Source organism: Chloroflexus sp. MS-CIW-1, from assembly GCF_030444705.1.
GTDB lineage: Bacteria > Chloroflexota > Chloroflexia > Chloroflexales > Chloroflexaceae > Chloroflexus.
This window is the reverse complement of sequence record NZ_JAUBWR010000002.1, coordinates 201,770-221,242: the sequence shown is the minus strand read 5'-3', so window position 1 is coordinate 221,242 and position 19,473 is coordinate 201,770. Positions and strand designations below refer to the sequence as shown.

The 19,473-nt window shown below is 53.8% G+C and carries 12 protein-coding genes and 1 pseudogene; 4 read left to right on the top strand and 9 right to left on the bottom strand.

What is annotated here, in order from left to right; translation table 11 throughout:
- Positions 1 to 15: 15 nt before the first annotated feature.
- Positions 16 to 60, bottom strand: a pseudogene (locus QTO31_RS19325) ((2Fe-2S)-binding protein); the annotation flags it as partial.
- A gap of 43 nt (positions 61 to 103) precedes the next feature.
- Here QTO31_RS19325 and QTO31_RS13840 point away from each other — a divergent pair.
- The 4 genes from QTO31_RS13840 to QTO31_RS13825 all read left to right on the top strand — a co-directional run bounded on the left by QTO31_RS13840 (position 104) and on the right by QTO31_RS13825 (position 5,051).
- The gene (locus QTO31_RS13840) at positions 104 to 943 is read left to right on the top strand and encodes a phosphodiester glycosidase family protein (protein ID WP_301429645.1); all 840 of its coding nucleotides are present in this window, start codon (positions 104 to 106) and stop codon (positions 941 to 943) included.
- 79 nt (positions 944 to 1,022) lie between these two features.
- Positions 1,023 to 2,066, top strand: a complete 1,044-nt coding sequence (locus tag QTO31_RS13835; RefSeq protein WP_301429644.1) for a lysylphosphatidylglycerol synthase transmembrane domain-containing protein — start codon at positions 1,023 to 1,025, stop codon at positions 2,064 to 2,066.
- Positions 2,063 to 3,373 carry an NAD(P)/FAD-dependent oxidoreductase gene (locus tag QTO31_RS13830; protein ID WP_301429642.1) on the top strand — a complete coding sequence of 437 codons (1,311 nt, stop codon included), beginning with the start codon at positions 2,063 to 2,065 and terminating at the stop codon, positions 3,371 to 3,373. The genes QTO31_RS13835 and QTO31_RS13830 overlap by 4 nt, the downstream gene beginning before the upstream one ends.
- A 619-nt stretch (positions 3,374 to 3,992) precedes the next feature.
- On the top strand, positions 3,993 to 5,051 hold the full coding sequence (locus tag QTO31_RS13825) for a LamG domain-containing protein (protein WP_301429641.1): 1,059 nt from the start codon (positions 3,993 to 3,995) through the stop codon (positions 5,049 to 5,051).
- A 121-nt stretch (positions 5,052 to 5,172) separates the two neighbouring features.
- Here QTO31_RS13825 and QTO31_RS13820 read toward each other — a convergent pair whose 3' ends face one another.
- The 8 genes from QTO31_RS13820 to QTO31_RS13785 form a co-directional block, all read right to left on the bottom strand.
- Positions 5,173 to 6,489, bottom strand: coding sequence for an RtcB family protein (locus QTO31_RS13820; RefSeq protein WP_301429640.1), 1,317 nt, complete (start codon positions 6,487 to 6,489; stop codon positions 5,173 to 5,175).
- Positions 6,490 to 6,917: 428 nt separating this feature from the next.
- Positions 6,918 to 7,322: a hypothetical protein gene (locus QTO31_RS13815; RefSeq protein WP_301429639.1), complete on the bottom strand. Its 405-nt coding sequence runs from the start codon at positions 7,320 to 7,322 to the stop codon at positions 6,918 to 6,920.
- Positions 7,323 to 7,337: 15 nt separating this feature from the next.
- The gene (locus QTO31_RS13810) at positions 7,338 to 9,260 is read right to left on the bottom strand and encodes a hypothetical protein (RefSeq protein WP_301429637.1); all 1,923 of its coding nucleotides are present in this window, start codon (positions 9,258 to 9,260) and stop codon (positions 7,338 to 7,340) included.
- Positions 9,257 to 10,774, bottom strand: coding sequence for a serine hydrolase (locus QTO31_RS13805; RefSeq protein ID WP_301429636.1), 1,518 nt, complete (start codon positions 10,772 to 10,774; stop codon positions 9,257 to 9,259). The genes QTO31_RS13810 and QTO31_RS13805 overlap by 4 nt, the downstream gene beginning before the upstream one ends.
- An 83-nt stretch (positions 10,775 to 10,857) precedes the next feature.
- Positions 10,858 to 11,181 (bottom strand): ATP-dependent Clp protease adaptor ClpS, encoded by a 324-nt coding sequence (locus tag QTO31_RS13800; RefSeq protein ID WP_031459661.1) that lies wholly within the window; start codon positions 11,179 to 11,181, stop codon positions 10,858 to 10,860.
- Between the two features lie 58 nt (positions 11,182 to 11,239).
- Complete coding sequence (locus QTO31_RS13795; RefSeq protein ID WP_301429635.1) at positions 11,240 to 13,957, bottom strand: VWA domain-containing protein; 2,718 nt, start codon at positions 13,955 to 13,957, stop codon at positions 11,240 to 11,242.
- 534 nt (positions 13,958 to 14,491) lie between these two features.
- On the bottom strand, positions 14,492 to 18,472 hold the full coding sequence (locus QTO31_RS13790; protein ID WP_301429634.1) for a GAF domain-containing protein: 3,981 nt from the start codon (positions 18,470 to 18,472) through the stop codon (positions 14,492 to 14,494).
- Positions 18,469 to 19,473 (bottom strand): YgfZ/GcvT domain-containing protein, encoded by a 1,005-nt coding sequence (locus QTO31_RS13785; RefSeq protein ID WP_301429632.1) that lies wholly within the window; start codon positions 19,471 to 19,473, stop codon positions 18,469 to 18,471. The genes QTO31_RS13790 and QTO31_RS13785 overlap by 4 nt, the downstream gene beginning before the upstream one ends.

The following is a 19,473-nucleotide window of genomic DNA, read 5'->3' as shown; positions in this document are numbered from 1 at the left end:
CCCTTTCCTAACCTTCTACTCTTCTCTCGATGGCAAGCGGTAATAGAGGCAGCACAAACGGGTTACGTGTCATTGGCGACAATCTACATCAAGAGGTGCGTAAGTGAGCGTTTATCACCGCCAACCAACGAGCGCCTCCTATCGGCACGTTGTGCCGATGCTCATTCTGCTGGGAGTGACGATCTACCTGGCGGCTTGTACGATGGCGCCGATCAAGGTTGACAGTCCGGTTATCGTTCCAACGCTTCTATCAACTCCCACACCTCCTGATACTGATGCTACCTGGCGTTTGATAGCATCGGGAGTCGAAATTCGCCAGATCGAAGCACCGGGATTACCGGTACAAATCGTGCGGATCGATCCAACGCAAGTACGGTTTGTTGTTGCCTATGATCCGACTAAGCCCCGTACCTTGCAGGCATGGGCAGTGCAGTACGGTGCTGTAGCCGCGATTAATGGTGGATTTTTCGATCAGTATGGAGAGCCGGTTGCACTCCTGATCAGCGATCAACGGGTGATTGGAACCAGCTATGTCGATCAAGGCGGGATGTTTGCCATTGATGCGCAAGGCAGGCCCCATCTCTGGTCGCTGGCCGAACAACCTTACGATGGGAAGCCCTTTGCACAAGCTATTCAGGGATGGCCACTCCTGGTCAGAAGGCAGGGAGAGGCTGCTTACACGGTAGCTGACGATCAGCGTGCGCGGCGAAGCGCGATTGCGCTTGATCAGGCCGGTCGGGTCTTGTTGATTGTTGCCCCTGGCGCCAGCTTTAGCCTTGCCGAATGGTCACAGTTCCTGGCGACGGTTGATCTAGCCATTGAGGTTGCAGTTAACCTTGATGGTGGTTCTTCGAGTGGTTTGATAGCACAGGGGCATCAAGGTGGTGTCCGTGTCGACCCATTCGTACCGCTCCCCTTCGCGCTCTTGATCCTACCGCTTTGACATTCGGCAATAGCAAGGGTAAGATGCACAAAGGTGATTGAATCGCGATAGCTCTGTCATTAAAGCTAAAGGAACATCGGTGCGGCACTGGAAACTATGGCTTGGCCTGATCATTAGTCTCATTTTTCTCGCTGTTGCGCTCTATGGCCTCGATCTGGCTCATTTCTGGGAGGCATTGCGTGAGGCAAATTATTGGTGGTTGATACCAGGAGTTGTTGTCTATTTCATCACGGTCTGGATACGAACCTGGCGCTGGCAGTCGATGCTCAACCATATTGCCTCAGTGCCGTTGCGCACGCTGTTCCCAATTGTCGTGATTGGTTACATGGGAAACAACGTCTATCCAGTACGAGCGGGGGAAGTGCTCCGTAGTTATGTGCTCCGACGAAACTGTGGTATCGCGATGAGTGCTTCTTTGGCGACGGTGGTGCTCGAGCGGCTATTCGATGGCCTGGTCATGCTGCTGTTTGTTGCAGTTACCCTGCCTTTTGCACCGTTACCACCAATGTTTCGCTCGTTGGTGATAGGGTTCAGTGGCATTTTTCTGGTCGCGTTGATCGGATTTATTTGGTTGGCTGCCCGTCCGCAGCGTATGAGTCGTTTCTATACGATGCTGGTTGATCGCTTTGCACCAGACCGGTTGCGGCCACACATTCATGGCCTCTTTGATCGCTTTATCATTGGTTTGCAATCACTGCGTAGTCCACGTGAAATGATCGTAATTCTGTTGACATCGACCCTGATCTGGTTGGGAGAGACGCTGAAGTACTGGTTTGTGATGCATGCTTTCCCCTTTGAGGTCTCTTTTCTGGTGCTGATGCTGATGACGGCGGTGGTCAATCTGTTTACGACAATTCCCTCAACACCGGGGTATGTGGGCACCTTTGATGCGCCGGGAATTGCTATCTTGACCCAATTTGGCGTTGTGCATGCCGTTGCTGCCGGTTATACGCTGGTGCTGCATGTTGCCTTGTGGTTGCCGGTGACGCTGCTTGGCGCCTGGTATATGTTGCGCCAGAGTTTGACCTGGCGTGATATGGATCGGGCGGCGGAACTGCGTGCATCGGACACAGTCGAGAGCGACATTGCTGAACCGGCAAATTCGCAGAAGGTGCTGCCATGAAGATTGCTGTCATTGGTGGCGGTATTGCCGGTCTCAGCGCGGCCTACGATCTCGCCGGTCAGGGTCACTCAGTCACTGTTTATGAAGCAAGCGCACAATTGGGCGGGTTAGCCAGCGGCTTTCGCGATGCAGGTTGGGAATGGCCGCTTGAGCGGTTTTACCACCATATCTTTACAACCGATCATGCGATTATCAATCTGACCAATGAAATTGGGATGCGTGACCGTCTCTTCTTTCGGGCGCCGGTCACGGCTCAGTGGTGGCGGGGGTGCGGTTATGCCCTCGATGGTGTCCTGCCGGTGTTGCGTTTCCCTGGCTTACCGTTCATTGACCGGCTGCGTTTCGGACTCACTGCCTTTTATCTGAAGTTTGTGACCCGGAACTGGCAAAAGCTCGAACGGGTTACAGCGATGTCCTGGACTGAGCGTTTTGCAGGGCAGCGGGTGGCGCAGGTTATCTGGCGGCCGTTGTTGGAAGGTAAATTTGGCCCACATGCTGATGAAGTAAACATGGCCTGGCTCTGGGCGCGTCTGCGCGCACGCAGCTTTAAGCTGGGCTATTTTCGGGGTGGGTTTCAAGCTTTCGCTGATGAACTGGGGACTGCATGCTGCCGCCGTGGAGTGCAAATTTTCCTTCAGACACCGGTCAATATAGTTACCCAGACAACAAACGGATGGCAAATTATTGCTTCTCAGTCACTACCGGTCGAATATGATGCGTTGCTGGTGACCGGAGCGCCGGGATTGCTAGCCCGCCTGGTTCCCTCACTCCCTGGTGAGTATCTTGGGCAATTGCGCCGACTACATTCGATGGGGGCAGTCGTCATGACAATTGCTCTTCGTCGTCCACTAACCAACGGTATCTACTGGCTCAATCTGCCTAAAGATGAATTTCCGTTTCTGGCGCTGGTCGAGCATACCAACTTTATTGAACCGGTGCATTATGGCGGTGACCACCTCATTTATTGTGGCGACTATCTCGATCCCGATCACGAGTACTTTCGGCTTGATGCGCAAACGTTGCTCGAACGATTTTTGCCGGCTCTACGCCAGATTAATCCTGCTTTTCAACCGGATTGGATACGCGCCTTCTGGCTCCATCGCGAAACGTATGCCCAGCCGATAGTGCCGGTCAACCATAGCCGTAACATTCCGCCGATTACAACCCCGCTTCCTGGTTTGTACTGGGCGAGTATGAGTCAGGTCTACCCTTGGGATCGTGGGACGAATTATGCGGTTGAATTAGGGAGACGGGCCGCTCGTATCATTCATGAATATGCCGATCAGCATCGGTATGCGGTACTTTAGGGATGGGTAGTATTTGCTGTTTTCGGGTTGCGGAGTGCGTTAGCTACCTTCACCTGCATCCAGTGGTTTTAACATGCTCAGCTTCGGGGTACCCCTTTGCTGACCGGGCGAGGCAAGGGAGAGGGTATGGTTACAATCGGGTTGGGAAGCCATCTTGTCTACGTTTCTCTATCCTCTCTTCACTGCATTTCTGCCGGAAGGGATGAACCTGTCACCCCTCTGCTATTACCACTACCGGGAAGGGCAAGAACCCTGAACATCCTAGTGGTACTTTCTGGCTATTGTGTCATCCTTTGCTAATGTGGTACCGTGAATATGTATTGCGTAGTAGCAAAAATTTGATGGATGAACTCAGAACACTACTGGGTTCTAGCCATCATAGGCAGAGGTAGATGTGTACCAGGCAACTGGGTGGTTCACGAATTGTTTGCCTGAAGCGGAGACTGCTGGCGCGTGTTGCAGGGAGTATTAAGAACCGCATGTATCGGTATGGGAGGCATTCGTTACCGGAAACGCAGCTATCAACAGGGAATGACTGTTCTGTGTCGTGTTTCATTGGCAACGTTACGAGCAGATCGCGGTTTGGTAGCGAGATAGCCAGCGGCGAGCGGAGGATGGCATGGGACGCCAGTGGCATACGCGATGGTTGAGTGGATGGATTTGTCTGATCCTGATCGCCTGCGGCGCGAGTGGAACACCGCTTACTTCGGAATCGGTGCGTGATGTGACCGCAGCGCCATCGGTTACGCCCGATCGCGCACCTGATACTCAGCCAACACTGCCATCTACCGGTGTATCAACCTTATCTTCATCTTCAGCAGCACCGGCTACTACCAGTGGTTTCTCTATCCGCTTTTACGGCTTTCATAACAGTGATCATGAGGCACCTGACAGTGATCGAATTAAAATCCCGCTGGGGAACATCAATAGCAATGGCGAACTCACCAGCTCGCGTCCGGTTAATGTCAGTGGTGATATGACGCTAGAGTTCTGGATGAAGGCTAATCCAGGTGACAATGATGCGCCAAATTGTGATGGATGGTACTATGGGAATATTATCATCGACCGGGATATATTCGGTAATGGCGACTATGGTGATTATGGCGTTGCGATTTGTGATGGCAAACTGGTTGTTGGTTTTAGTGTAGGTAGTGATGATCGTCTTCTCAAAGGTCATGTAACAGTGACTGACGGTCAATGGCATCATGTTGCTGTTACCCGTGCAAACAGTGGCCTAGTGCGTCTCTACATTGATGGGCAGCTTGATAATGAGATGCCGGGGCCATCAGGACGGATCGATTATCGGCTTAACCGCTCAACTAGTTATCCCAACAGCGATCCCTATCTCGTTTTGGGCGCAGAGAAGCATGATTATCCTGGCAGTCGTTACTACAACGGTTGGCTTGACGATATGCGATTGTCGAATGTGGTCCGCTATTCTGGGTCTTTTTCTCGCCCCACTGCTCCGCATACCCTAGATAGCAACACAATTGCGCTGTACCGGTTTGATGAAGGAAGCGGCACGACGATCAATGACAGCACGCCTGGGAATCAGAGTCCTGGCGAGCTGAAGCCACGAACCGGTGGTGCAGATCACTGGTCGAGCGATACGCCTTTCAATGCCAATGGCGTACTGCTCACCCCGCGGGCGTACATTCCATTTATTGTGCGCAGTTAGGTGTCATGGGGATGGTCTTCACGCTCACCATCCCCACGATACGCTTACCGCATGGAGAGAGGAAACGAGGGAAAGGCATAGCTTCCTGCTGCGATGGTGATAGCGACCGTTCCGGCATGGCCTAATCTTCTCCCTCTGTCCCTGACATCACAACCACCAGTGGTCGCATTTTGGCAACAGGGCGGATAAGACCGGCCGCAATTTGGACCTGCATCACCGTCTCGATGTCTTTGTACGCCAGCGGCGATTCGTCAACGGCCAGACCGCGCACAAGGACTCCCGCCTCACGAACGACAGCGGCTGCCATTGCCGGAGTGATGGTGCGACGTGCCTCTGAGCGGCTAAATCGACGACCGGCGCCGTGGGCAGCACTCGACAGCGATGCCTTATCACCTAACCCTTCGACGATATAGCTGGCAGTCGCCATTGAGCCGGGAATAATTCCCAGGACACCAGCTTCTGCTGGCGTTGCCCCTTTGCGATGGATCACCGTCCCGTCAGGTTGTTCCCAGGCAAAGTTATGATGATTCTCGATGACGCGCTCGACGGTCAGGCCCAATGCCTTCGCGAAGCGGGCATGGATCACCTCGTGGTTGGCGCGGGCGAAGTCACCGGCGAGGCGCATGGCATGCAGATATTCTTGACCGGCTTCGGTTTCAGTACTTAGCCAGCCATACGTTTTCGGGATGCCGCGCGCAATCGCTGCTGTCTCACGGTCGGCTATTTCGGCGTAGTGGCGGGCAATCTGGGCGCCAACACCGCGGCTCCCGCTATGGGTGAGCAGACCAACAAATGGTTGGTGCGTATCAAGCCATTCACCGATCACGATTTCGGCGAAGTGGTTGCCGCCACCTGAGGTGCCAATCTGGAGTTTCGCTATCTCGTGCAGGGTGCGGAGCAGCTTCGTTGCCTGCCAGCGCGAGTCGGTAAGCACCGGATGGTCGGCAACCGGCTTTTTCGGCGATCCGATGCCAAAGACCGTCACCTTCGTGATCGTATCGAGCAGGTGGTGCCGGTCACGACGGGCATCGTCGGGAGTTATTCCGGCAAAGATCGAGAGATGCATCCGGCAGCCAATATCCACTCCCACCTGATACGGAGCGACTGCGCGATCATAGGCGATGACCCCACCAACCGGCAGGGCGTAGCCTTGATGCGCATCAGGCATCAAGGCACCACGGATGGCTGGCGGCAAGCGCAGAGCGGTTTTGATCTGGTCAATGGCCCCTGGTTCCACCAGATGCTCACCAATAATTTTGAGCGGCTGCGGTTGATCGCGGAGTCGCAGCTCGACCGGAGGTTGGCCGTAGCGTGCAGCGATCTGCTGCCGTATCACCTGCGGTTCAATTCCCTCCTTTAACATCTGTTTGGCAGCCCGACACATCTCGCGAAATGCCGGATGGTCTACATAATCGGCTAATAGTTGGGCTGCTTTCATCGTCTTGCCTTTCACATTGCGAGATGTTGATACGAGACACAATGACTATGGTTAGTGTCAATTTTACTCTAAACGCTGTTGATCTTCAAGTCGGGGACGATGGGCGATCAGCCTGATGCCGTATAGGTTCACGTAGAGAGACAAGACCCCGCCTTGCCGAAGGAGCGGTTCGCGAACTGCCCTTCATCCCGCAACAGGGTATTGCGGACGGGCACGAAGCACCGATCCGGATCATTCATTTCACGACGACTGATGCACCTCGTCACGATAAGTATCCACGATGTCGAATAGCATACCGATCACTGGGAACGATCTGCGCTAACCTTCATCGCACGGCACAGGAGATTCAGACAGGCACGTATTCCTTGTCTATCGCAGAGCAGGGCTGCTGCCTGTTTTTGTCACCGGGTAGGCTGGGAGTTGCGTACCTACCGGGTTTTTCCGGCAACATTCCAGGATCGCCCTCGCCACCATGCGAATACGATTGCCCCCAGCAAGTGGCAGATTAATACGCTGACGAAATAGACGGTGTGCAGCCCTACCGTTTGGTAGGCGGCCTCAGGCGCAATGATGGTCTCGATGCGCGCTGCAATGAAGGGAGTGAAGAAATAGAGCGCGCCACAAGAAGCGGCAGCTAGGCGCCATTCGTGAGGTCGGGCACCGATCCAGCCGATGAAACTGGTTAGTGGTGTGATAAAGATCACCAGCCCCAGCCAACGGAGCACTTCGGGGGTACGGTTAGATCCGACCAGTGTGTATACCACCCATGCAATGATCCAACCGCTGAGCGTTGTCAGAACGATCGATAAGAATGTTCGTCTATCACGGACCATGGGTACAATTCTTTTTCATTCGTGGAGACGTCGCAGACGGCGTTCGACCTGTGTGGTCAGCTTCTGAATGAGCGCTTGTTGTTCGGCAATAGCGGTATCGAGCCGCTCAAGCTGATCTTCAAGCTGGGCCAACGATGCGATGTAGCGTTGACGTAACATCCCTTCCTCGCCGTCGCTGCGGAGCGGTTCGATCTTTTGCCGTAATTGTTGTTGACGCTCAACAATCCGCTTTTGCTCAGCTTCGTGTTGCTTCATCGTCTGCCGGGCTGCTTCAATCTGGTGAAACAGATTGATCACACCCTTCAGCCGCTGGAACGTCCGGTCATCGAGGACTTTATCACGTAGAAAGTTCTGTAACTGCTCGCCGGTAAGACTACTGATGGTCTGGCGACGCGAGAGTAGGCGTCGCTCGCAAACTGTGAAGGTCATCTGTCCGTTAGCGGGTACACGTACAGCCCAACAAGCCAGTTGACCATCTTCACGGAGGGGTGATGGTGTATCGATCAGTTCCGTCTGCTCGGTGCGCTGATACTCTATTATGACCGTACAGGGGGTTGCCAGTGAGCTGATAATGGTATATTGCTGAAAGGTGAGGAGATACTCGTCAAGGAGCAGATCGCTTTCGTGAAGCCGAATCCCGCTCAGATAACGGGTCTGGTGTGTCGCCTCAGTGACTGTCACTCCTAACTCAACAGCGTGAAAGATGACAAACTGCGCGCCAGCGCGGGTGAATGGCAGCACCGACTCGCCGGCGTACTCGCCATTGATCAACACTGTTGTTGGCCCTTGTTCAAGGGTAAGCCCTGTCTCGTTAACGAGGCGGAGTGCGGCCAGAGGGTGACGTTCCAAGCGCCGACGGTTGTAGACCAGTTCTCGCTGAGCAGAAAGCTGGGCACCTACAATCGGCGCCATTGCCGACTGCCCACGACCAACGCTTACCGGCTGCGTGACCCGGTACGCAAAGAGTGCTCCCTGGTCCTCACCAATGGCTACAGAGCGCACACTTTCTGTCAAGGTATCAATGGTAAATGCTGGTGATGGCGATGTTGCTGCAAGTAGTCCTCCATCGTCGTTGAAATGTTCTGGCGCGGCCATCTCTGCGACCATAGCACGCATGCGGGTTGCCAGCTTTGGTTGTGGGCGTGGTTGATCTTGAAGGAAGGGGCGGTCGGGGGTTTGTGGTTCGTACAAGCGGTAACGAAACGAGACCGGTTGCCCGGCAACGAGCGTTACTTCAACATCGATCAAATCTTCTTCCAACTGATTATCGAACAATCCCCATCCCTGTAAGAAACAACGTGACGTATCATCGGCACTCTCTTCGAAAAGCAGGCGATAACTTACCCGCCATGCCGGAGCGGGTGCAACATACCCGATCAGCAGATCGTGCTCGCCGGGTGTGAGATGAATGGTCGCCGTGCGATTACGTTCATCGTTTTGAGCTGCGCGCAAAAAGAAGGTGAGATCGTGATGTGCCTTGTCGTCGAGTAGCTCAATGCGCACAATCTCTTCGAGCGCAATTGGCCGGACAGTTCGCTCTTTACTGTCGTAGAGGCTCACCAGTGCCCGGCGGAGTGGTCGTTCATCTTCTACGTCAACGCCAACAACCTGACCACTTACGATCTCGCCCTGTTTACCGGTCAACATCAAGCGAACAGTACGTCCGCGCAGATCGCGTAGTAAGTCGAGGAGACTGCGTTGGTCTGAGAGGTGAATACTCCCGCGAGACAGCAACGAAGCGCGATCTTCAGGTGTAGCGAAGTCGATATTGCGTACCTGCCCGCTGCGATCAATCACGACCAGGCTCTTAAGCACGTCATCCATTGCGCTCAGTGGGAAGCTAAGGGTCAAAACTTCACCGCTAAACGTTCCACGACGCTCGAAATAGCCCACACCGTGCTTATAGAGCACTATTCGCTTGATGGGCAGACCTGTCATGGAGTCTCTCCTTGCGCAACCGACTGAAGACGGATCGGGTTGTAGGCAGTGTACACGAGACGACTAAAATCGGCAATGGCACCACCCAGGAGAGAATCTGACCAGGACAGGTTATTGCCAAGCGGTTTGTAGATATACACAGCCAACACATAGTCACCACCTGGCGAGCGAACGATGCCGGCATCGGCCTGCGTATGCTCGATCCAGCCCGATTTATGCTCAACCCGTATTCCCTCTGGAATGCCAGCAACCATACGGGTACGATCGGCATTTTCAGCCAGCAGATCGAGCATCTCCTGGCAACGATCTGGACGAAGCAGAGCGAATTTTTCTAACAAAACACCTTTACCACGGGCACACTCATCAATCATACGGTAGAGCTGCCCTATCGCATAAGGAGTTGCCCGCAGTGCACAGCCGGTCTCGGTGTATGGTGGTTCGCCAACCGGGTCTTGAGGCCCACAACGGTATTTGATGTTGTAGAGTTTAATGTAATCAACAGCTTCAAAAGGAATGTAGAGGTAGAGGTGTTCCAGACCAAGATCGGCGAGCATTTCGCTCATCTCAACCGCACCGCGAAATGCGATGTCGGTACCGATACCACCGGCACCGGCGGCTAAAATATCGTTGGCCGCTAGGTTATCACTTTCGATGATCATGAGACGCATTTTCTGCCACTGCTCTTCGGTAAACGTTTCGAGCTTTGTATAACCGTAGAGCATAATCGCAGTTTTGATCGTGCTTGCCCCTGGAAACACCGTGCGGGCGTTGACAGCCACCTCGGCGCCGGTCGCCAGATCGTAGAGATAGATTCCGGCGACACCATCCCATACCTCGGCCATTTGCTCAAGCTGTTCAGCAAGCTGAGCAGTCGAAATACGGGGTTGATCATTCGTTGGCCAGAGCGTGAGCGCAATGGGAGTAGTTATCCGACCACGACGGAGTAAACCGCTAACGATTGCGACCGAGCGGTCGAGATCGATTGCCCGTCCGGGCAGATAGGCGAAGCTACGTGAGAGCACCTCTGTTGAAGAGATAACCGTTACCTGGGGCGGAATGGCCGTCTCGTCGGCAAAGGCACGCATCTGCTCGTGGAGAGTATCCTCATTGAAGATGAGCTGAAGTGGAACGTTGACCGGCGTGTTACTGCCCAGCGCCGGCGCCGCTTCAGAAAGCAACGTTGTCAGATCAGGGCGGAGTTGAAGTGTGGCCGGGTCGATGGTGTATGTATATCCACCAGCAACTAGTTTTAACGGAACAACGTTTGCTGTTAGGGCAGCAGCTAAGACCGCTTCTGCTTCGGTAGCGGTCAGCCCACCAATTGGCACATTGGCGACCTCGGTTCCAGGCGCGTAAACCGGTAGTGGTGTTGGCAGTGGCGGAACTGAAACCGGGGTTGATTCTGCTGCAAGCGCCGGTTCATACGATAAGGTCGAACGGGGTGCTGGCGTACACCCGGCGAGAATTGCCATGCAGATCAGGGCAATGGCAAACAAACGTGGCCGGAAGTTCATAGCTGTACAAAACTCCATTGTTACAGTGCAGGCGACAGATGGAGATCATTCCTACCAGATATTTACTTATAGCACAGACGATATTACTCGTCAGGCTCAAGATAAAATGTCAACGGATAACCAGCCTCACGGGCAGCGTGATGAGCCTGATAGACTCGTTCCTGGGCTTCCTGAAAAGGTAATACCGTCACCAGCGCACGTCCTTCATAGTGAGCGGTCAGCATAACCTGTTCAGCCCGTCGATAGTCAAGCTCGAAGAATACTTGCAAGACCATAACAACAAAGTCCATCGGCGTTACGTCGTCATTCTGCACAATAACGCGATATGGACGTTCGAGTTCTTCATCACTGGCAACCGCGAATGAGACGGTAGGCCGCACGGCAACTGTAGGTTGTTCAGTAGACATGGGCTACTCCGTCGCTAAACGTACATACCATCTTCTGCTGGCAGTATAACATAAAGTGTCACTCTTCCCGATGTTGCCGGCGTTTTGCTGTTAATAAGGCTGCAATACGCTCTTCTTCACTTAATGGTGGTGCAGGCGGCTTGTCTGGTAACGATGACGGTGTTTCTGTGGAGCCTGATACCTTGCGCCGGGTGTAGGGTAGCATCTTCGCTTGCCAATCAGGGAACGGAACGAAGAGCCGCCGGAGGGCAACATCGATTGGCAACAGTGCCAATGCCAACCAGAGTAACGGGATCGTAACGGACCACACCTCGTATACGGTGCGTTCTGTCGGTGTAAAGATTGTGGTAGGTGGCGGATTAACTCGCCCACCGGTGAATGCAGCCAATTCTTCCAACAGCCCTGGATTATCGGCCATTCGTCCATATTCCGGTGAATAGTTGACTGTCACACCGATACTGGCATTGCCAAGCGGCTGACCTGCCTGATCGGTAGCATATACCTGTATTAGGTAAGCACCGACTTGATCAATTGTTGTGACAGTCCGGTAGCGTCCGGGGGCAATCTGAGTAAATACCAGATCACGTTCAAGCGCCAGGCCACTCATCCAACTACGAATGTCGTTCAGCTCGATTGGTAAACCGCCCGCATCACGTGCTGTCAGCTCAATCTCAACCTGATCGGCAATAACTGTAGCTGTCAGCGATAGACGATCACTGTTGCTCAGTGGCAGCACTTCTGTGACCAGATTGGCAGTAAAGCGCGGAAACTCTGCCCACGACACCCAGTCAATAGCCCAACGGCCGGTTAGATCGCTTGCCCATGCTAGCACGCGCCCTAATCCCATTTGGGCTGTTGCCAGCAATGGCGAGCCATCAGGCGCTGCAAGCACCATGCGCCCGGTCGCTCGGTTGGCAACGACATTGCGACCCTGGAGCGGCGGCAATGCGCCAACATCACGGAGCCAAGGTGTGGGTAGGGCTAGAATCGGCACGAATGGCTCTTCTATCAAATCACGATTGGCAACACGTACCGTTTCTTCTAGAAAAATTTGCGGCAGTTCAGTCACCTGCTGAACAGCATAGTATTTCCCTCCACCAATACGAGCAACTCGTTCGAGCGCCGGATCAGTATTACGCCCAATCGCTACTGTGCTAACGGTTACGCCCTGCGCATAGAGATCGGAAACCATATCGGCATATTCGGTTTCAGATATGCCATCGGTTAAGAGGATCACATGCTTGATCCGGGCGTCAGCCGTTGTGATGGTCTCAGCAGCCATTGCGATACCGCTCCGAATGTTCGTACCTCCTCCAGCCGTTAGCCGACTCAGTGCACCTTCAATCGTAAACAGATCGGGAAGCGGCTGCAATGGGAGCAGGGTTTCGGCCAAACTGTCGAATGCGATGATAGCAAGTTGATCGCGCTGGGTCAGACCTCGACTGGCCTGAAATGCTGCCTCACGGGCCAGATCAAGCTGTGTGCGGGAGCCATCAACCAATTCATTCATACTCCCACTGCGGTCGATCACCAATACCAATGCCAGATCGAAGCGCTCTTCAATCACTGGTGGATCAAGCGAGACGGGAAGCAGTGGTTCAAGAGGTGACCGTCGCCAGCCACCGGCTCCAAACGATTGCGGCCCACCGATCATCAACAGTCCACCACCAAGATCACGCACGTATGTGGTCAGTGCGCGCTGAAGTGTCGTTGGAACAGCACTGGCGGGCGTATCAACAAGTGCCACCACGTCGAATACACGTAAATCGAGCGGACGGACGGGAGCCTGGATTGGTTCCTGTACGGTTACATCGAACCCACTCGCCCGCCAGGCGTTAACCAGAGCTGCCACCTTTTCGACAGCAACGGTCAACACAAGGATACGGGGTGGACCGGAAACAAACGTGAATGCTACCGCCCGATTATTTGCCGCCTGGGTATCGAAAGGGGCCATCAGATACGCTTCAAATCGTCGAAAACCTCGCTCACCAGCCGGTACCGTCAACGAAAACTGGTTGAGACCGGTCGTTAATGTAACCGGTTGTTCAATGCGCAACTGACCATCAACGAGTAATTGCACCGTTGCTGAGCCGCTCATCTCGCTCTCGATCAGAACGGTCAGGGGGATGAGCTGATCAACACTCGCGCTGGATGGAGCGTTCAGTGCTGCAATCAGTGCGTCAGGACCGCGATCGGATACCAGGGGAACAACGTCAAGCGATACTCCTCGCGCCGCTGCCAGGCGAGCAGCGTTCAGCGCTTGCCCCACATTCTCGCCTCCATCCGATAGCAGTACCAGACGTTGGTGCATAGCACCGGGTAAGATTGCCAGCGCCAACTGGATAGCATCTTCGATGTTGGTTCGGGAGCCGGCGACCAGCCCATCGATCCGATCAAGTGGACGTGGCGGTTCGGCTACTCGTTCAACCTGGGCACGCGCTCCAAAGACAACAACCGCCATGCGATCGTCTGGATCGGCTGTAGCCACGGCCTGTTTGATATAATCGAGCGCTGCGAGGCGCTGACTCGGTGCCACCGAATCGCTAACATCGAGGAGAAAAACGGTCGCCGTTGCCTGCACTGGTCGGCCAAGTTGGAGACCTGCTATCGCTAACACCAGAGCCGCCAGCATCAGCAACCGTACTACCAGGAGCAGCCATAGCCGGAGCCGACTAAGCCGACGAAGAAGCTCAGCTCGATTCAACCATAGTGTACCGATGAGGGGAACAGCAAGAACAAATAACCACAATGCTGCCGGCTCAATCACACTCAACACAATCTTGCTCCCTCTAGTGTAGAAGCGCAGATATGGTGGGTTAGCTTAGCGATGAAACACAGTGCCGAGTGGGTATCACCGATGATCGATAGTGTTTCTCGCCAATCTGACCGTCACTGCGCTGGTAGAGGTAGGTTCTCAATCCACCTCCCACAGTGTACCGATACCGTATGAAATGGGTTGAGCCGAAGCAGATGATGGGCCGTCATCATGCCTGAACGGTATACCACAGGTGCATGAGGAATGCTTCCACTCACTTCGCCAGTTGGGCATCATCAACAACCGGGTAACATTTGAGCAATGTTGTCGCGTCACGTTTCTTTTTGCCATTTCTTGTTGCGCCCTACCATATCTGGTGAGGACATGCAAACGCTCGTGGGCTATGGATGTGATACCCGGAACAAAGCTCTACACCGTATTAATGGTGACGGTATCCAATCCTGTTCATCCAGCATAGCATTCCTATGCAGTGAACTGTATGATCACACAACCGAGCGATTGTGAAGCGAAGTGAACCTGCCGTCGCCGTAGTGGTTAGAGATGGTTCTCCACCTGTACCACCACCAGCGTTATATCGTCGTGAGGGCTGCGGCCTTCACTGAACGTTTGCACGGCTGACAGCAAACGTTCAAGAAGTTCTTCTGGCGGGAGGTACCCCCAGTGGCGCACCAGATGCTCAAGGCGATCAAAACCAAACAATTCACGCTGATGATTTTGTGCTTCAACAACCCCATCGGTGTAGAATACCAGCGTATCGCCAGGCGCCAGATCGAGTTCTAGTTGATTGTAACGTGCATCACGTTGTATTCCTAACGGTAAAGCGCCAGCAGTTTCCAGAAATGTTGTGCGGCCATCGGCGTGTCGTAACAGTGGCGACAACTGACCGGCGTTGGCCAGGATCAATCGTTGCTCAATCGGATCAATCAGTGCATACCCAAGTGCAACAAAGGTATTCCGTGGCACATCATCGACTAGCCAGCGATTCGTCTCGGTCAGTACCAGTCGGGGAAATTCGTGATTACGAGCTTCCGAACGAACAGTCGAACGGGCTACTGCCATTAGCATTGCCGCTGGCAGCGATTTGCCACTCACATCACCGATAATGACTCCTAGTCGGGAACCGAGCGCAATCACATCGTAGAAATCACCCCCCGTCTCACGAGCTGGCAAACACCGTGCAGCCACCTGCAAGCCTGCACACACTGGTAACTCGTGCGGAAAGAGGTTTAGCTGGATCTGGCGTGCAATCGCCATCTCCTGTTCGACGCGCGTCACCGATTCCTGGTAAAGTTGTGCATTTTCGATAGCCAGTGCCGCGTGGTTGGCGAAGGCCAGGGCAACCTCCAGATTACGTTCACTGAAGGCATGCCGCCGATACGCATCGATGTTCAACACTCCAAGCACTCGTCCTTTGGCAATCAGTGGTACTCCCAGCCAGGTCAGGATACGTTCCCCCATATCACCGGGCGGCCAGATCGTTTGCCCAGGCGGAGCGACCAGTAAGATCGGTCGTCGTTCACGTACAACCTGACCGGCGCCACTCGTAGCAACCGGCAGGGTGCGCCCTAAAGGAATTTCGTCTGGTGACCAACCGCTTGCCGCTGCGATGCGCAAGATCGGTCCATCTAGCAACATAATCGTTGATGTATCGTAGTTTATGACCTTGCGCAGTTCGGCTAACACGAGCTGGAGCACTTCGTTGGGGTCAAAACTTGAACTTAACACACGGGCGACCTCACGCAGTGTCTCAGCAGTACGCCGTTGCTCTTGTTCAGCGGCAAAGAGCAGCGCGTTTTCGTAAGCCGTCGCGACTGAGGTCGTCACTGTCATCATTAACTCTAATTCATCTTCATCATAGGAGCGCGGCTCACCAAAACTATCAAATGAGATCGATCCAAACACCCGATCACGGCTGATCAATGGCACGACTACCAGTGAACGCAATCCCATTTCACGCCAGCGGTCACGTGATGACAATGCTCGTGGATCGTTTTCAATATCCAGAATAACCTGTGGTCGGCGTGTCGTGCGGAGAACATCGACCAATGGATTATGCTGAAGGTCGATGACCGTACCGACCATGCCGGTAGATGGATATTCTGCGGCAACGAAACCGGTTTTGTCGTCACGAAACAACACCAGACCGGTGTGATCAGCCCAGAAGAGTTGAACTAACTCGCGGGTGGCGATGTCAAGGATTTCTTGTTGATCAAGGTGAGCAGCCAGCAAACCGGCAATCCGATTTACAAGCGCCATACGGGCTGCCTGGCGCTCAGCAGCAAGTGCATGTGCTTGCGCTGCTTGAAAGAGATGGGCATTCTCGCGTGCCTGCTGCTCACGTTCGGTGAGTAATTGTACCTTCTGTACGGCCAGACTGATCAAACTGGCAATTTGCGCCAGCACATCGATGGTATTGTCGTCATAACAGTATGGGCGTTCATCTTGTAGTACCAGTACCCCAATTGCCACTTCGTGCTGCGCAAGGATTGGTACACCGATCCATGAACGCATCAGGTGTGCTGCCCCTATCGAATACGGTTGGATACCCATGGCCTTCACCTGCTGCGCATCGGTCAGGAGATCATCAAAGCGTAGTGGCTGGCGATGGGTGAGTAACCATTCGGAAAACGAGGCTGATGGTACATGCCGCCCAATCAGGTTGTGGTCTAATTGATGATTGTGTTCAACAAAGATAGCATATTCAATCTGGCGTGAATCCGGATCGCATAGCATCAGATAGAAGACAGAAGCTGCCGTCAGATCAATTACAATCCGCTGTGTCTCATGCAAAATGCGATTCAGATCATACGATGCTGCCACCAGCGTGCCGATCTGATTGATCGCCTGTAGTTCAGCGATTTGTCGAGTTCGTTGCGCATGCAATGTCACATTCTTCACGTGCAGGGTAAGTTGGGCGGCAATATTGCCGAGAAACTCCATATCACGCGGAGTAAAGGCATACGAACGGTAGCTTTGCACCGACACGACCCCAATCGGTCGTCCATCGCGATCAAGCAGCGGCCACCCCATCCAAGAGCGTGCGATCCGTTCAGCACCGATAACAACAATCTCTACATCGGGAAAGGCTCGAATCTCGTCGGGCAAGTCGCAGAGAAACAACGGTTCACACTCACGCAGAATGTGGGCGGTGAGGGAGTTTGCTGGTGGCGGTTGGTTAATCCAAAAATCGTAGATTTGTCCATCGTCAAGGGTGATACCATCCGTAATCAAATGTCGTTCTGGATCGTAAATCACCATTGAAAAGGCGTCCAAATCAATACAGTTTTGTAAACCGAAGGCTGCTCGTTGCAGTAACTCACGAGTCGTTTGCGCCGTTGAGGCGGCCAGACTAATCTCACGCAAGGCCCGCAGTTCAGCAATCTGGCGCTCGCGTTCCGCTGTGAGGCGACTATGTTCGATCAGAATAGCAATCTGGTTGGCAACCGACTGGGCCAGTGCCAGCTCGTGCGGCGCTGGCTCGCGTGGCGTAAAACCGAACAGACTTAACGTACCCAGTACCCGCCGCCCAACAAAGAGCGGTAAATTGATAGTTGACTCAAATGGTGGGAAGAGATGGAGGGGAAACGTTGCCGGATCGTAGTGTGACTGCCAATCGCGGTGAATCACCCGTGGTTGCAGCAGGGTAACTACCTCGCGCAGTGGACTGATCTCAAGTGGAATCTGGCGGGTCTGTTCAATGTATTCCTGGCTGAACCCACGACAGGCGTGTAGCACGAGCAGCGTACCGGTTTCATCGAGCAAACGCACATTACCGGCATCAAAATGGAGTGTCGTGACGGCAATTTCCAATGCCTGATCGAGCACATTATCAAATGAACGGGTATCAACCAGCGTCGCAGCCAGTGTACTTAATGCAGCTAACTCTTCGCGGCGTGCTGTCAACTGTTCAGTCAACTCGCGACTCAGTCGATCTTGCTCTTCTACCAGCACCACATTTTCGAGTGCCAATGCAATCACGTTGGCTATTTGCTGAAGGAGTTCAAGGGTTTCGTGATTGTACAGGCCGGGTTGGTAGCTTTGCAGAGAGATGACTCCAACCACCGATTCGCTGATCATCAGTGGCACACCGATCCACGAACGTGAGCGTTTAGCAGTGTTACCAAACGGTACTGGCGGCAAACTGGCGTCGCGTTCGGTCAACAGATCGCGGAAGAGCAGTGGCTCACGGCGACGGACGATCAATCCGGTCAGATAGCCGTATTCACGATTTTCGAGAAACTCAATCTGACCTTCATCGTAGAGTAGAGCGGCTTTGAACAGTTCTGGTCGCTCATCACAAAAAGCAAGATAACAGGAATCAAAATCGAAGATGTGGTGCAATTCACGCACAACTGTCTCAAACAATGTGCGTAGCGGTGGTCGATGACGTGCTACCAATCCAATCGCGTACAATGACGCCAGAATGCGCTGATCGCGCTCTTGTTGTCGACGCAACGCATCGCGCTGTCGCTGGAGATCGCCGATCAATTGACGCCGACGAGCTGTACGGGTCATTCCTTCATTCCTGTCGCTTCGTGCATCTCAAACGGCAGTGTACAAACCGTTGCCGGACGATCAAACACGGTTACGGTCGTGCCGGGTTCAGCGTATACCCGCCGCAAATACGCCAGCCCAATCCAACCGAAGCGTGGCGAACAGACAGCACTGGTCAGATCACCAACCTCTTTGCCATCAGCCATGACCTTTGCCGGTAATGATTCGGGTGCCGCCGATAGGCGTAAACCGCGCAACAGTTTGGCAATTCGACCACGGCTCTCCATACGGGCAATGATCTCTTGACCAACGTAACAGCCTTTGTGAAAACTGACTGCTCGCCACAAATCGGCTTCGAGCGGAATGTAATCCAGTGTGATTTCGTGCTTGAAACGCGGATAGCCGTGTTCAACCCGAACTATTTCGGCGGTGTTCTTATCAAGCTCGACCGCGCCGGCGTTGGTCAGGGCTGTCATAAAGGCCATGACCTGCGTAGGGTGTGGGTAGAGGGTATAGCCGTCGCCTCCCATTGGCTCACACCGGGCAACGAAGATTTGATGTTCAGCCCACTGAGCTGACGTAATACCATAGCGGGGTATATCGGTGGGCAACCCGATTGTCCGGAGTACCTGACTCGCCTGCGGCCCATACACACCGATCTGCCCCAATTCGAGGCTAGCATCAGCGACCGTTACCTGATCGTTGAAAAAGATATTCTTTCGCAAATGGCGTAAAATGGCTGCTCCATGCCCAGAACCCGTTTCAAGCAATAAGGCATCAGGCAGTACATATACTCGCAGCAGATCGATCATTCGCCCGATGGGGGTCGTCAAGACCGTGAGGGTACCCTGTCCGGGTTGTAACGGCTCAATAGCGTTGGTCGAGAGACGATGGAGCAACGCAGCCCGATCACGACCACGCATCCAGAGCCGTCCACGATCTGATTCGTCGAGGATTGCGGCAGTGCTGTAGATAGCGTTATAGCTTGCCGATGTAACATCTTCCATACGTTTTGATGTCAT

Bases quoted from the DNA above. Each gene is read 5' to 3' on its own strand.
- QTO31_RS13830 (WP_301429642.1), top strand. From the start codon at position 2,063: ATGAAGATTGCTGTCATTGGTGGCGGTATTGCCGGTCTCAGCGCGGCC.
- QTO31_RS13825 (WP_301429641.1), top strand. From the start codon at position 3,993: ATGGGACGCCAGTGGCATACGCGATGGTTGAGTGGATGGATTTGTCTG.
- QTO31_RS13820 (WP_301429640.1), bottom strand. From the start codon at position 6,489: ATGAAAGCAGCCCAACTATTAGCCGATTATGTAGACCATCCGGCATTT.
- QTO31_RS13815 (WP_301429639.1), bottom strand. From the start codon at position 7,322: ATGGTCCGTGATAGACGAACATTCTTATCGATCGTTCTGACAACGCTC.
- QTO31_RS13810 (WP_301429637.1), bottom strand. From the start codon at position 9,260: ATGACAGGTCTGCCCATCAAGCGAATAGTGCTCTATAAGCACGGTGTG.
- QTO31_RS13805 (WP_301429636.1), bottom strand. From the start codon at position 10,774: ATGAACTTCCGGCCACGTTTGTTTGCCATTGCCCTGATCTGCATGGCA.
- QTO31_RS13800 (WP_031459661.1), bottom strand. From the start codon at position 11,181: ATGTCTACTGAACAACCTACAGTTGCCGTGCGGCCTACCGTCTCATTC.
- QTO31_RS13790 (WP_301429634.1), bottom strand. From the start codon at position 18,472: ATGACCCGTACAGCTCGTCGGCGTCAATTGATCGGCGATCTCCAGCGA.
- QTO31_RS13785 (WP_301429632.1), bottom strand. From the start codon at position 19,473: ATGACATCAAAACGTATGGAAGATGTTACATCGGCAAGCTATAACGCT.